Origin of the sequence: Pseudomonas sp. RG1 (assembly GCF_025910115.1) — a bacterium.
Taxonomy (GTDB): Bacteria; Pseudomonadota; Gammaproteobacteria; order Pseudomonadales; family Pseudomonadaceae; genus Aquipseudomonas; species Aquipseudomonas atacamensis.
Genome location: NZ_JAPCIK010000002.1, coordinates 316,050 through 330,954 on the forward strand (window position 1 = coordinate 316,050; position 14,905 = coordinate 330,954).

10 protein-coding genes are annotated in these 14,905 nt (G+C 61.2%); 7 read left to right on the top strand and 3 right to left on the bottom strand.

All coding sequences use genetic code 11. The features are described from left to right. Window positions 1–3: 3 nt before the first annotated feature. The 6 genes from aroK (at window position 4) to hemE (ending at window position 11,298) form a co-directional block, all read left to right on the top strand. On the top strand, window positions 4–522 hold the full coding sequence (gene aroK, locus OK411_RS03115) for a shikimate kinase AroK (protein WP_024011270.1): 519 nt from the start codon (window positions 4–6) through the stop codon (window positions 520–522). A 152-nt stretch (window positions 523–674) separates the two neighbouring features. After that, a complete protein-coding gene (aroB, locus tag OK411_RS03120) occupies window positions 675–1,775 on the top strand; it encodes a 3-dehydroquinate synthase (protein ID WP_041477573.1) in 1,101 nt (366 codons plus the stop codon). A 10-nt stretch (window positions 1,776–1,785) separates the two neighbouring features. Beyond that, on the top strand, window positions 1,786–3,372 hold the full coding sequence (locus OK411_RS03125) for an AAA family ATPase (protein ID WP_264364396.1): 1,587 nt from the start codon (window positions 1,786–1,788) through the stop codon (window positions 3,370–3,372). A 614-nt stretch (window positions 3,373–3,986) separates the two neighbouring features. Continuing rightward, entirely contained in the window at window positions 3,987–8,432 is a 4,446-nt protein-coding gene (gltB, locus tag OK411_RS03130) for a glutamate synthase large subunit (protein ID WP_136492391.1), read from the top strand. Window positions 8,433–8,558: 126 nt separating this feature from the next. Beyond that, complete coding sequence (locus OK411_RS03135) at window positions 8,559–9,977, top strand: FAD-dependent oxidoreductase (RefSeq protein WP_007909438.1); 1,419 nt, start codon at window positions 8,559–8,561, stop codon at window positions 9,975–9,977. Window positions 9,978–10,230: 253 nt separating this feature from the next. Next, on the top strand, window positions 10,231–11,298 hold the full coding sequence (gene hemE, locus OK411_RS03140; protein ID WP_016772044.1) for a uroporphyrinogen decarboxylase: 1,068 nt from the start codon (window positions 10,231–10,233) through the stop codon (window positions 11,296–11,298). A gap of 176 nt (window positions 11,299–11,474) precedes the next feature. Here the strand turns inward: hemE and OK411_RS03145 are convergent, their stop codons facing one another. Then, window positions 11,475–12,716 (bottom strand): MFS transporter, encoded by a 1,242-nt coding sequence (locus OK411_RS03145; RefSeq protein ID WP_413694492.1) that lies wholly within the window; start codon window positions 12,714–12,716, stop codon window positions 11,475–11,477. Window positions 12,717–12,867: 151 nt separating this feature from the next. Here OK411_RS03145 and OK411_RS03150 point away from each other — a divergent pair, with 151 nt between their 5' ends. Continuing rightward, window positions 12,868–13,770, top strand: a complete 903-nt coding sequence (locus OK411_RS03150; protein WP_136492388.1) for a LysR family transcriptional regulator — start codon at window positions 12,868–12,870, stop codon at window positions 13,768–13,770. Between the two features lie 103 nt (window positions 13,771–13,873). Here OK411_RS03150 and OK411_RS03155 read toward each other — a convergent pair whose 3' ends face one another. Together OK411_RS03155 and OK411_RS03160 are read right to left on the bottom strand one after the other, a co-directional pair. After that, the gene (locus tag OK411_RS03155; protein WP_130899548.1) at window positions 13,874–14,311 is read right to left on the bottom strand and encodes an excinuclease; all 438 of its coding nucleotides are present in this window, start codon (window positions 14,309–14,311) and stop codon (window positions 13,874–13,876) included. 134 nt (window positions 14,312–14,445) lie between these two features. Beyond that, complete coding sequence (locus OK411_RS03160) at window positions 14,446–14,889, bottom strand: excinuclease (protein ID WP_133337302.1); 444 nt, start codon at window positions 14,887–14,889, stop codon at window positions 14,446–14,448. Window positions 14,890–14,905 lie beyond the last annotated feature (16 nt).

The window sequence follows — 14,905 nt, forward strand, 5'->3', positions numbered from 1 at the left end:
TCTGTGCGAAATTTGATACTTGTAGGACCGATGGGTGCTGGCAAAAGCACCATCGGCCGATTGCTGGCCAAAGAGCTGCGCCTGCCGTTCAAGGATTCCGACAAGGAAATTGAGCTGCGCACGGGTGCCAATATCCCATGGATCTTCGACAAGGAAGGCGAGCCCGGCTTTCGTGACCGTGAGCAGGCGATGATCGCCGAGCTGTGTGCCTTCGATGGCGTGGTGCTGGCGACCGGCGGCGGCGCAGTGATGCGTGATGCCAATCGCAAGGCCCTGCATGAAGGCGGGCGCGTGGTGTATCTGCACGCCTCCGTCGAGCAGCAGGTCGGCCGCACCTCCCGCGATCGCAACCGGCCGCTGCTGCGTACCGCCGATCCGGCGAAAACCCTGCGCGACCTGCTCGAGATCCGTGATCCGCTTTATCGGGAAATTGCCGATCTGGTGGTGGAAACCGACGAGCGGCCGCCACGCATGGTGGTGCTCGACATTCTTGACCGCCTCGCGCAGTTGCCGCCCCGTTAAAGCATCGTCCGAAATGCGCTATCCTCGGCGTCCTGTCAGCGTCCGCCGAGGGTGTGGCGGATGCCGGGCGAGCGGCGTCATACCGCTACAGGCCGCAGAACACCAATAATTTCAGGGCAGGATGCCTGCTTCCATCTTCACTGTGGGGACACATGCAGACACTCAAGGTCGATCTAGGCGAGCGCAGCTACCCGATTCATATTGGCGAAGGTCTGTTGGATCAGCCGGAACTGCTGGCGCCGCATATCCATGGGCGGCAGGTGGCAATCATCTCCAACGAAACCGTCGCGCCGCTCTATCTCGAACGTCTGACCCGCAGCCTTGCGCAGTTCTCGGTGATCTCGGTGGTGTTGCCTGATGGCGAAGCCTTCAAGAACTGGGAAACCCTGCAACTGATTTTCGATGGTCTGCTGACCGCCCGTCATGACCGCCGCACCACCGTGATCGCCTTGGGCGGCGGGGTGATCGGCGACATGGCCGGTTTCGCGGCCGCCTGTTATCAGCGCGGTGTCGATTTCATCCAGATTCCTACCACGCTGTTGTCGCAGGTCGATTCCTCGGTCGGCGGCAAGACCGGCATCAACCATCCGCTGGGCAAGAACATGGTCGGCGCGTTCTATCAGCCGAACGTGGTGCTGATCGATACCGCATCGCTGAAAACCCTGCCGCAGCGCGAGTTGTCGGCGGGCCTGGCGGAAGTCATCAAGTACGGCCTGATCTGCGACGAGCCGTTCCTGACCTGGCTGGAAGAAAACGTTGACGCCCTGCGCGCGCTGGACCAGACCGCGCTGACCTATGCGATCGAGCGTTCCTGCGCGGCCAAGGCTGCGGTGGTCGGCGCCGATGAAAAGGAAACCGGCGTCCGCGCTACGCTCAACCTCGGCCACACCTTCGGCCACGCCATCGAAACCCACATGGGCTATGGTGTCTGGCTGCATGGCGAGGCGGTGGCGGCGGGCACGGTGATGGCGCTGGAAATGTCTGCGCGCCTGGGCTGGATCAGCGAGCAGGAGCGTGATCGCGGCATTCGTCTGTTCCAGCGTGCCGGCTTGCCGGTCATTCCGCCTGAAGAGATGAGCGAAGCCGATTTTCTCCAACACATGGCAATTGATAAAAAAGTGATCGACGGTCGTCTGCGCCTGGTGCTGCTGCGCCGGATGGGCGAAGCGGTAGTGACCGACGATTATCCGAAAGAGGTTCTACAGGCCACGCTGGGAGCGGATTACCGCGCCCTGGCTCAGCTTAAAGGTTAAAACGATTCCGATGACTAGTTTGCATGCCGACGAGGCGTTTCTCGGCCATTTCCAGTTAAGTCACGACCCGTTCGCGCCACGGGTGCCGGGCTTCAAATTCTTCCCGGCCCAGCGCAAACCGGTGCTGGGTCAACTGCATCACCTGGCGCGCTACAGCCAGTTGCTGCTGGTGGTCACCGGCCCGCAAGGCAGCGGCAAGACCCTGCTGCGGCAAGCGCTCGTTGCCAGTACCAACAAACAATCGGTGCAGAGCGTGGTGGTTTCCGCCCGTGGCGCCGGTGATGCGGCCGGCGTGCTGCGCCAGGTGGCGCAGGCGCTGGATGTCGCTCAGGCCGAAGTCGGTGCGATTCTCGAGCAGGTGGTGCAACTGGGTCTGACCGGGCAGGAAGTCTATCTGCTCGTGGACGATGCCGAGCAGCTCGACGAGTCCGCGCTGGAAGCATTGATGGCGCTCGGCGCCGGCACGCCGGAAGGTCGTCCGCATGTGTTCCTGTTCGGCGAGTCTTCGCTGATCGCTCAGCTCGAGGCGTTGCAGCTCGAGGAAGAGCGTTTCCACGTCATCGAATTGCAGCCGTACACCGAAGAAGAGACCCGCGAATATCTCGACCAGCGGCTGGAAGGCGCGGGCCGGGGTGTCGAACTTTTCACCGCAGATCAGATCTCTGATATTCACGAAAGCTCCGAGGGCTGGCCGGGCAACATCAACCAGGTCGCTCGCGATGCACTGATCGAAGTCATGATTGCCAGCCGCTCCGCGGTCAAGCGTCCAAGTATGGGGTTCAACATGCCGAAGAAACACGTATTGGCGATTTCCGCCGTCGTTGTGGTCGCGGTTGCCGCCGCCTGGCTGATGCCAGGACGCAGCAAGGCACCGACCACCGGTGCTCCGGCCAATGAACAGGCGCAACTGCCACTGGGTCAGGGTGCAGCGAATGGCGCCAACCCGTCCGTCGAATTCGCCGGCAACACCCAGCCGATGCCGCTGCCATTGGTCGGCAACTCGCAGCCGGTCATGCGTGGCCCGCTGGCAGAAGCCGCCGGTGGCATCACCGAAGGCGACGACGGCGTATCGCTGGAAGGCTCCAGCGATACGCCGCCGACCGTAACCACCTCCGCGCCGCCTGCTGGCGTTCCGGCCGGTCCCGCGCCGACACCGGTTCCGACTCCTGCCGCCAAACCGGCACCAACCCCGGCACCGACGCAGATCGCCACGGCCAAGCCTGCTCCGGCCACCCCGGCGCCAGCTGCGAAACCGGCTCCTGCTCCGGCCAAGCCTGCCGACAAGCCAGTTACCGTGGCCAAGGCTGCCGGTGGCAGCTGGTACGCCGGTCAGCCGACCAGCAACTATGTCGTGCAGATCCTCGGCACCAGCTCGGAAACCGCTGCGCAGAACTTCGTCAAGGAGCAGGGCGGCGAGTACCGTTATTTCAAGAAAGTCCTCAATGGCAAGCCGCTTTACGTGATCACCTACGGCAACTTTGCCAATCGTGATGCGGCCGTTTCTGCCATCAAGGCCTTGCCAGCGAAGGTTCAGGCTGGTAAACCTTGGCCTCGCACTGTCGCCAGCGTCCAACAGGAACTGGCAACAACTCGCTGAAGATTCGGCGGCCTTACCCAGGCCGCCTCTCCAAGCACCTCAAAATTTCTACGAGTGCGCGCCGCCTCCAGGGACGGTTGGCGCTTGCTGACGACCGCGACGCCGCCCCATTTTTTGCTGGGCAAGGCGCGAGGAACGTAGTTTGGTTTTTCCAAATAAGTTCCGAGCAACGCTGCCCAGCGAAAAATGGGGCGCGTCCCTTCGGGTTGCGCGCCAACGTGTGCGAGGCTGCGTTGCGGGATTTGCCAAGGGAACAACCATTGGCAGCATCCCGCGCCTTGCCTCGCACACGTTGGCGTGCAACGCGGTTCGCCAGCAAGCGCCAACCGTCCCTGCGGTCGCGTGCCTTGTGGTGTCTGCGTCACAGTAGTCTTTGAGTCGTTGCGGTCAAAATTAAAAAAGTTTTGACTAGCACAGCAGATCGCTTTAAACCTTTCACAAATGCGACATGAATTTGCGACAGTTCGTCGTCAAATTTGTGAGCCTCTGTGTCGCTGTGTACAATGACCACCCTTTTGCCCCCGCTAAGCCGGCGTACGTTCGGCGCGGAACGCAAGTGGTTGAATTGAAAAGAAATTTGCCTCGAGTAGAGGCAGCCTGGTGAGAAAGTGTCTATGAAAGCAGGTCTGTACCAACCAGATGAATTCAAGGATAACTGCGGTTTCGGCCTGATAGCTCATATGCAGGGCGAGCCCAGTCATACCCTTTTGCAAACGGCCATCGAGGCCCTGACCTGCATGACCCACCGCGGTGGGATTAATGCCGACGGCAAGACCGGTGACGGTTGCGGTCTGCTGATTCAAAAACCCGACGCCTTCCTGCGAGCCATTGCCCGGGAAAGCTTCGGCGTCGATATGCCCAAGCAATATGCCGTGGGCATGGTGTTCTTCAATCAGGATCCGGCCAAGGCCGAAGCCGCTCGCGAGAACATGAACCGCGAGATCCTCGCCGAAGGCCTGCAACTGATCGGCTGGCGCAAAGTGCCGATCGACACCAGCGTCCTCGGCCGCCTCGCCCTTGAACGCCTGCCGCAGATCGAGCAGGTCTACATCGGCGGCGAAGGCCTGAGCGATCAGGACATGGCCGTGAAGCTGTTCAGCGCCCGTCGCCGTTCGTCGGTGGCCAACGCCGCTGACACCGACCACTACATCTGCAGCTTTTCGCACAAGACCATCATCTATAAAGGCCTGATGATGCCGGCCGACCTGGCCGCGTTCTATCCAGACCTGAGTGACGAGCGCCTGCAAACCGCAATCTGCGTGTTCCACCAGCGCTTCTCTACCAACACCCTGCCGAAATGGCCGCTGGCGCAGCCGTTCCGCTTCCTCGCCCACAACGGCGAGATCAACACCATCACCGGTAACCGCAACTGGGCGCAGGCCCGGCGGACCAAGTTCACCAACGATCTGATGGATCTGGAAGAACTCGGCCCGCTGGTCAACCGTGTCGGGTCCGACTCCTCGAGCATGGACAACATGCTCGAACTGATGGTCACCGGCGGCATCGACCTGTTCCGTGGCGTGCGCATGATCATTCCGCCAGCGTGGCAGAACGTCGAAACCATGGACCCGGATCTGCGTGCGTTCTACGAGTACAACTCGATGCACATGGAGCCGTGGGACGGCCCGGCCGGCGTGGTAATGACCGACGGTCGTTACGCGGTGTGCCTGCTCGACCGTAACGGTCTGCGTCCGGCGCGCTGGGTCACCACCAAGAATGGTTTCATCACCCTCGCCTCGGAAATCGGCGTGTGGAACTACCAGCCCGAAGACGTGCTCGCCAAGGGCCGTGTCGGCCCTGGCCAGATCTTCGCTGTGGACACCGAGACCGGGCAGATCCTCGATACCGATGCGATCGACAACCGTCTGAAATCCCGTCATCCGTACAAGCAATGGCTGCGCAAGAATGCCCTGCGCATTCAGGCGACCATGGAAGACAACGACCACGGTTCGGCTTTCTACGACGTCGATCAGCTCAAGCAGTACATGAAGATGTATCAGGTCACGTTCGAAGAGCGTGATCAGGTGCTGCGTCCGCTCGGCGAGCAAGGTTACGAAGCCGTGGGCTCGATGGGCGACGACACGCCGATGGCCGTGCTGTCCCAGCGTGTACGCACGCCGTACGACTATTTCCGCCAGCAGTTCGCGCAGGTCACCAACCCGCCGATCGACCCGCTGCGTGAAGCGATCGTGATGTCGCTGGAAATCTGCCTCGGTGCCGAGCGCAACATTTTCCAGGAGTCGCCAGAACACGCCTCGCGCGTGATCCTCAGCTCGCCAGTGATCTCGCCGGCCAAGTGGCGCTCGCTGATGAACCTCGACCGTCCGGGTTTCGAACGGGCGATCATCGACCTCAACTACGACGAAAGCCTCGGCCTCGAAGCGGCGATCCGCAACGTTGCCGATCAGGCTGAAGAAGCCGTGCGCGCCGGGCGTACCCAGATCGTCCTCAGCGACCGCCATATCGCCCCGGGCAAGCTGCCGATCCACGCTTCGCTGGCGACCGGTGCCGTGCACCACCGCCTGACCGAAAAAGGCTTGCGTTGCGATTCCAACATCCTCGTTGAAACCGCGACCGCCCGTGACCCGCATCACTTCGCGGTGCTGATCGGTTTTGGCGCCTCGGCGGTGTATCCGTTCCTGGCCTACGAAGTGCTGGGCGACCTGATCCGTACCGGTGAAGTGCTGGGCGACCTCTACGAGGTGTTCAAGAACTACCGCAAGGGCATCACCAAAGGTCTGCTGAAGATCCTGTCGAAGATGGGTATCTCGACCATCGCTTCGTATCGCGGTGCGCAGCTGTTCGAGGCCATCGGTCTGTCTGAAGAAGTCTGCGAGCTGAGCTTCCGTGGTGTGCCAAGCCGCATCAAGGGCGCGCGTTTCGTCGACATCGAAGCCGAGCAGAAGGCCCTCGCCGTCGAAGCCTGGAGCCCGCGCAAGCCGATCCAGCAGGGCGGTCTGCTGAAGTTCGTCCACGGTGGCGAATATCACGCCTACAACCCGGACGTGGTCAACACCCTGCAAGCCGCTGTGCAGCAGGGCGACTACGCCAAGTTCAAGGAATACACCTCGCTGGTGGACAACCGTCCGGTGTCGATGATTCGCGACCTGTTCAAGGTCAAGACCCTCGACACGCCGCTGGACATCAGTGAAGTCGAGCCGCTGGAGTCGGTGCTCAAGCGCTTCGACTCCGCCGGTATCTCGCTGGGCGCACTGTCGCCGGAAGCTCACGAAGCCCTGGCCGAAGCCATGAACCGCCTCGGCGCGCGTTCCAACTCCGGCGAAGGCGGCGAAGACCCGGCGCGATACGGCACCATCAAGAGTTCGAAAATCAAGCAGGTTGCCACCGGCCGTTTCGGTGTGACTCCGGAATACCTGGTCAACGCCGAAGTGCTGCAGATCAAGGTCGCCCAAGGCGCCAAGCCGGGCGAGGGCGGGCAACTGCCGGGCGGCAAGGTCAACGGGCTGATCGCCAAGCTGCGTTACGCAGTGCCGGGCGTGACCCTGATTTCGCCACCGCCGCACCACGACATCTATTCGATCGAAGATTTGTCGCAGTTGATCTTTGACTTGAAGCAGGTCAACCCGCAGGCGCTGGTTTCGGTGAAGCTGGTAGCAGAAGCGGGCGTCGGCACCATCGCCGCCGGTGTGGCCAAGGCCTATGCGGACTTGATCACCATTTCCGGCTACGACGGTGGCACCGGTGCTTCGCCGCTGACCTCGATCAAGTACGCTGGCGCGCCGTGGGAGCTCGGCCTGGCTGAAACCCACCAGACCCTGCGCGGCAACGACCTGCGCGGCAAAGTCCGGGTGCAGACCGACGGCGGCCTGAAAACCGGCCTCGACGTGATCAAGGCCGCAATCCTCGGCGCCGAGAGCTTCGGCTTCGGTACCGCGCCGATGATCGCACTGGGCTGCAAATACCTGCGCATCTGCCATCTGAACAACTGCGCCACTGGCGTCGCGACGCAGAACGAGAAACTGCGCAAGGATCACTACATCGGCACCGTCGACATGGTGGTGAATTTCTTCACCTACGTCGCCGAAGAAACCCGTGAGTGGCTGGCCAAACTGGGTGTGCGCTCCCTCGAAGAGCTGATCGGTCGCACTGATCTGCTGGAAATCCTCGAAGGCCAGACCGCCAAGCAGCATCACCTGGACCTGACGCCGCTGTTGGGCAGCGATCACATCCCGGCGGACAAACCGCAGTTCTGCGGCGTTGAGCGCAACCCGCCGTTCGACAAAGGTCTGCTCGCGGAGAAGATGGTCGAGCTGGCCTCGTCGGCGATCAACGACCTCAGCGGTGCTGAGTTTGAGCTGGATATCTGCAACTGCGACCGTTCGATTGGCGCCCGGATCTCCGGCGAAATCGCGCGCAAGCATGGCAACCAGGGGATGGCGAAAGCGCCGATCACCTTCCGTTTCAAAGGCACGGCCGGGCAGAGCTTCGGTGTGTGGAACGCCGGCGGTCTGAACATGTACCTGGAAGGCGACGCCAACGACTACGTCGGCAAAGGCATGACCGGCGGCAAGCTGGTCATCGTGCCGCCGAAGGGCAGCGTCTACAAGACTCAGGAAAGCGCCATCATTGGCAACACCTGCCTGTACGGCGCAACGGGCGGCAAGCTGTTTGCCGCCGGCACCGCAGGCGAGCGTTTCGCCGTGCGTAACTCCGGTGCCCACACCGTCGTGGAAGGCACTGGCGATCACTGCTGCGAGTACATGACCGGTGGTTTCGTCTGCGTGCTGGGCAAGACCGGTTACAACTTCGGTTCTGGCATGACCGGTGGTTTCGCCTACGTGCTCGATCAGGACAACACCTTCGTTGACCGGGTCAATCACGAACTGGTGGAGATCCAGCGGATCAGCGGCGAGGCGATGGAAGCCTATCGCAGCCACCTGCAGAACGTGCTGAACGAGTACGTCGCCGAAACCGACAGCGAGTGGGGTCGTGAACTCGCCGAGAATCTCGACGATTACGTGCGTCGTTTCTGGTTGGTCAAACCGAAGGCAGCGAGTCTGAAATCTCTGCTCTCCAGTACTCGTGCGAGTCCGCAGTAACGACGCAGCTGCAAGTCACTAGCTTCAAGCGACAAGCTGAAGCTAGTACGCGTTGTACCGGACTAATGTGATTTTCTTGCAGCTTGAAGCTTGTAGCTTGGAGCTGTCGTGTAAGAGGTTTTAGTAATGGCTGAACGTCTGAATAACGACTTCCAGTTCATCGATGTCGGGCGCAAGGATCCGAAGAAGAAACTGTTGCGTCAACGCAAGAAAGAGTTCGTTGAAATCTACGAGCCGTTCAAACCCCAGCAGTCGGCCGATCAGGCCCACCGCTGCCTGGGTTGCGGCAACCCGTATTGCGAATGGAAGTGCCCGGTGCACAACTTCATTCCCAACTGGCTCAAATTGGTCGCCGAGGGCAACATCCTTCAGGCCGCCGAGCTGTCGCACCAGACCAACACCCTGCCGGAAGTCTGCGGCCGGGTGTGCCCGCAGGATCGTCTGTGCGAGGGTGCCTGCACCCTCAACGACGGCTTCGGCGCGGTGACCATCGGTTCGGTCGAGAAGTACATCACCGACACCGCGTTCGCCATGGGCTGGCGCCCGGACATGTCCAAGGTCAAACCGACCGGCAAACGTGTCGCGATCATCGGCGCAGGCCCGGCGGGTCTGGGTTGTGCCGACGTGCTGGTGCGTGGCGGCGTAACCCCGGTGGTGTTCGACAAGAACCCGGAAATCGGCGGCTTGCTGACCTTCGGCATCCCCGAGTTCAAGCTGGAAAAGACCGTGCTGAGCAATCGTCGCGAAGTCTTCACCGGCATGGGCATCGAGTTCCGTCTCAACACCGAAGTCGGCAAAGACGTGACCATGGAACAACTGCTCGCCGAGTACGATGCGGTGTTCATGGGCATGGGGACCTACACCTACATGAAGGGCGGCTTTGCCGGTGAGGACCTGCCGGGCGTTTACGACGCGCTGGATTTCCTGATCGCCAACGTCAACCGCAACCTGGGCTTTGAAAAGTCGCCGGAAGATTTCGTCGACATGAAAGGCAAGAAGGTTGTGGTCCTGGGCGGCGGCGACACGGCGATGGACTGCAACCGCACGTCGATCCGTCAGGGCGCCAAATCGGTGACCTGTGCCTATCGTCGTGACGAAGCGAACATGCCCGGCTCGCGCAAAGAGGTGAAGAACGCCAAGGAAGAAGGCGTGAAATTCCTCTACAACCGCCAGCCGATCGCCATCGTCGGTGAAGACAAGGTCGAAGGCGTGAAAGTGGTCGAGACCCGTCTCGGCGAACCGGACGCCCGTGGCCGTCGTAGCCCCGAGCCGATCCCGGGTTCCGAAGAGATCATCCCGGCCGACGCCGTGGTCATCGCCTTCGGCTTCCGTCCGAGCCCGGCACCGTGGTTCGAACAGTTCGAGATCCAGACCGACAGCCAGGGCCGCGTTGTTGCGCCTGAGCAAGGTCAGTACAAGCACCAGACCAGCAACCCGAAAATCTTCGCCGGTGGCGACATGGTGCGCGGTTCCGACCTGGTGGTGACGGCGATCTTTGAAGGGCGCAATGCGGCGGAAGGGATCCTCGATTACCTGGGTGTCTAACCCCGGCGCCTGAGCCAAACGCAATACTCCTGTGGGAGCGAGCCTGCTCGCGAAAGCGGTCTGTCAGCCAACTTCAATGTTGGATGTGCCGGCCTCTTCGCGAGCAGGCTCGCTCCCACAGTTGTTTTAGGGTGTTGCGGAAAATCGTGTTCCAGCGCGACAAATTGACCCGATAGACAAAAGGCTGACCCACATCCGTGCCTTTTGCCTCGCGCTCTGAGAAAATGCCCGCACTTTTTTTCCGGATGCCGACATGACTGCCCTGAAGAACGACCGTTTCCTCCGCGCCCTGCTCAAGCAACCCGTTGACGTCACCCCTGTGTGGATGATGCGCCAGGCCGGTCGCTACCTGCCGGAGTACCGCGCCAGCCGCGCCCATGCCGGCGACTTCATGAGCCTGTGCATGAATCCGGAGTTCGCCTGCGAAGTCACCCTGCAACCGCTCGACCGCTACCCCCAACTGGACGCGGCGATCCTGTTTTCCGACATCCTCACCATTCCCGATGCCATGGGCCAGGGCCTGTACTTCGAGACCGGTGAAGGCCCGCGCTTCAAAAAAGTTGTCAGCACCCTGGCCGACATCGAAGCCCTGCCGATCCCGGATCCGCACAAAGACCTCGGCTACGTGATGGACGCGGTCAGCACCATCCGTCGCGAGCTGAACGGACGTGTGCCGCTGATCGGTTTCTCCGGCAGCCCGTGGACCCTCGCCACTTACATGGTTGAAGGCGGCTCGTCGAAAGACTTCCGCAAGACCAAGGCGATGCTCTACGACAATCCGCAAGCCATGCACCTGCTGCTCGACAAGCTGGCGCAGTCGGTGACCTCGTACCTCAACGGCCAGATCATGGCCGGTGCACAAGCGGTGCAGATCTTCGATACCTGGGGCGGCAACCTGTCGGCGGCGGCGTATCAGGAATTCTCCCTGGCCTACATGAAGAAAATCGTCAGCGGCCTGATCCGCGAGAACGATGGACGCAAAGTGCCGGTGATCCTCTTCACCAAGAACGGCGGCCTGTGGCTGGAAAGCATCGCCGAAGCCGGCGCCGACGCCCTCGGCCTGGACTGGACCTGCGACATCGGCAACGCCCGCGCCCGCGTCGGCGACAAGGTCGCGTTGCAAGGCAACATGGACCCGACCGTGCTCTACGCCAAACCGGAAGCGATCCGCACTGAAGTCGGGCGCATCCTCGCCAGCTACGGCAAGGGCAGCGGCCACGTGTTCAACCTTGGCCACGGCATTACGCCGGAAGTCGATCCGGAACATGCCGGCGCGTTCCTGCGTGCGGTGCATGAGCTGTCGGCGCAGTATCACGAGTGATCAACGCCCGATAAAAAACGCCCGGCCAATGCCGGGCGTTTTCTTTTGCACGATCTAATGTCGTACCCAAATCAACTGTGGGAGCGAGCCTGCTCGCGAAAGCGGTGTGTCATTCAACACTGATGTTGCCTGACACAGTGCATTCGCGAGCAGGCTCGCTCCCACAGGGTTGTATGTCAGGCTTTGACACCCTGCAACGGCGGCAACTTCGCCAGCTTCAACGCCACCAGCAGGGCAATCAGCAACAACGCACCAATGAACAGGCCGATGCCATTCCACCCACCCAGATGCCAGAACACCCCGCCCGCCGTCCCGGCAATGCTCGAACCGGCGTAATAACTGAACAGATACAGCGACGACGCCTGACCCTTGGCGGTCAACGCGCGCCGGCCGATCCAGCTGCTCGCCACCGAGTGCGCGGCGAAGAAGCCGAAGGTGAACACCAGCATGCCGACGATCACCAGCAACAACGAGGTGAACATGGTCAGTGCCAGTCCGGCGAACATCAGTGCAATGGTCGCCCAGAGCACTTTGCGTCGCCCCAGCTTGTCCGCCAAAGAACCGATTTTCGCCGAGCTGTAGATCCCCGACAGATACACCACCGAGAGCAATCCGACAAATACCTGATCGAGGTTGTACGGCGCCGCCAGCAAGCGGTAGCCGATGTAGTTGAACAGCGTGACAAACGCGCCCATCAGCACAAACGCTTCAAGAAACAGCAGCGGCAGGCCGGCGTCGCGAAAGTGCATGGTGAAGCCGTCGAGCAGGCTGCGCGGGTGCAGCGAGCGGGCGCGGAAGTTGCGCGACTCCGGGAGGATCTTCCAGAACACCGCCGCTGCGACCAGCGCCAGACCGCCAATCACCAGCATCGCCGTGTGCCAGCTGACAAAGTCGATCAGCACGCCGGTGATCAAGCGTCCGCTCATCCCGCCGATCGCGTTGCCGCCGATGTACAAACCCATTGCCAGGCCGATGTGCTGTGGATGGATTTCTTCGCTCAGATAGGTCATCGCCACCGCTGCCAGGCCGCTCAATGACAGGCCGATCAATGCGCGCATGATCAGCACGCCTTGCCAGCTCGGCATCATCGAACTGGCGATGGTGCACAACGCGGCAGCGAACAGTGCGGCGACCATCACCGGTTTACGGCCGATGCGGTCGGAAATCGGCCCGGTGATCAGCAGACCGAAGGCCAACATGCCGGTCGCCACCGAGAGGATCAGGCTGCTCTGCGCCGCGTTGATCCCGTATTCGTGGGACAGCAGCGGCATCATCGGTTGCACGCAATAGAGCAGCGCGAACGTCGCAAAGCCGCCACAGAATAGTGCCAGCACCGTGCGCATGAAGGCCGGCGTGCCTTTTTCGATGTAGATCTCCTGCAGCTCGGCGCGGGCATCGTCGTCGGCAGGGGGCGGGATTTCGTGGGCAAGGGGCGCGACAGCAGTTTTCACTTCAGACCTCGGAGAGCGCAGCCGGGCAGGCAATGAAAAAATCATATAGCTGGCTAATGTTTCTATCCAATATATTGTTCGACCTGTTTGATAGCTTCAGCGACCTAATGGAAATCCTATGGAACTGCGTCATCTGCGTTACTTCATCGCCGTCGCCGAAGAACTTCATTTTGGCCGGGCCGCACAGGTGCTGGGCATCTCCCAGCCACCGCTGAGCCAGCAGATTCAGGCGCTGGAGCAAGAGCTCGGCGCGCGATTGTTCGAGCGCACCAATCGTCGGGTGGAATTGAGCGAGGCGGGCAGGTTGTTTCTGCAGGAGGCGCGGCTGGTGCTGGCACAAGTCGACAAGGCAGCGGATGTCGCCCGCCGTGCGCAACTTGGCGAGCTGGGTGAGTTGAAGATTGGCTTCACCTCGTCAGCACCGTTCAATTCGACCATTCCGCAGGCGATTTTTTCCTTTCGTCAGCGCTTTCCGGCGGTGCATCTGAATCTGCGCGAAATGAGCAGCACCATGGTCGCCGATGCCTTGGTGGACGAGTCGATCGAAGTCGGCATCATGCGCCCGCTCGGATTGCCGGATTCACTGAGTGTTGTGGAGTTGATGCGCGAGCCATTGGTGGCGGTGCTCAGTTCCAAGCATTCGTTGGCCCAAGGCAGCGACGAAGGTCTGTTTCTCTCGGCGCTGGCGCTGGAGCCCTTCGTGTTTTTCCCGCGCAGCTATGGCAGCGGGCTGTACGCACAACTGCTCAGTCTGGCCCGTGACGCCGGCTTCAGCCCGCACTTCGCTCAAGAGGCTGGCGAGGCGATGACCATCATCGGTCTGGTGGCGGCGGGCTTGGGTGTATCGGTGCTGCCAGCGTCCTACCAACGCATGCGCATCGACGGCGTGGTCTACCGCCCGCTGCTCGATCCTGAAGCGATTTCGGCGGTTTGGCTGGTGCAGCGCAAAGATCAGAAATCACCGATGGCCAAGGCGTTTGTCGAACTGCTGACGCGCAAGGTTGAGCCTCTGACGGTGTGAAGGCCGCTGGCGCTTTCGCGAGCAGGCTCGCTCCCACAGGGAAACGCATTCCAAGGTGGGAGCGAGCCTGCTCGCGAAGGCGTCGGCCCAAACATCACAGATTTCAGGGCAACCGCACCAAATCCCCCTTCAAAGCCACCCGGGTAACAAAAACTCCTGCCCGGCACTCGTACGTATTCAAATCCTTGCGCACATGCTGGTCGTAGTAACTGACTATATTCACAACCGCATTCGCCCCGACCCGCTTGGCATCAGCCTGCAATTTGATCAGATTCGACTGCAACACCCATTCACACGAAGCCTGGTCGCTCTTGTTGAAACCGTTGGTTTTCAAATCACTGACCACCCCTTGGCGCAGCAACTGCTGAGTGCCCTGCGGCCCGTTGCCGATCAGGTAGAACTTCACACTGCCATCCAGCCGACCGGCGCGAATGGCGTCCGACAGCACGGTTTCGAAAGGCATGTACATGAGGTTGGTGGCATTGCTGGCACTGGGCAGCAGGGCGATAAGCGCAGCGGCCATCAGGGCTTTCACTTGCATGGTCATCTCCTTTGACGGTGAAAGAGACTGCGAGGGCAGGTTATGGTGCTGCGACCTGCATCAGCGAGTGTAGATGCTGTTCAATCACCGCAAAAAAAAGGGCGCCAAACGGCGCCCTTTGTCGTTTCTGGCGTTTATTGAACCTTCGCCAGATCACCCTTCAACGCAACGCCCGCCATGATCGCGCCGGCGTGGCATTCGTAGGTTTGCGCGTCCTTGCGCTCGTTGCGCTTGTAGAAGCTGACGATGTTGGTCACGGCGTTGGCGCCGGCGTTCTTCGCGGCCTGGTGCAGGCTGATGATTGCCGATTGGGCGACCCATTCGCAGGCGACTTCGTCGGACTTGTTGAAGGCGTTGGTTTTCTTGTTGGTCACAGCGTCGGGGCTGACCACGGTGACTTTGCCCGCCGGGGTGTTGCCGGCCAGATAGAATTTCACGCTGCCATCGATCTTGCCGGAGCGGGTGGCTTCGGCGACGGCTTTGTCGAATGGCAGGTAGACCGCCGTGTCGCGTGCCTGGCTGACCGCTGGCAGGGCGCAGAGCAGCAGGGTGACAGCGGCGAGTTTGTTGAAGTGCATGTAGGTCTCCTTGACC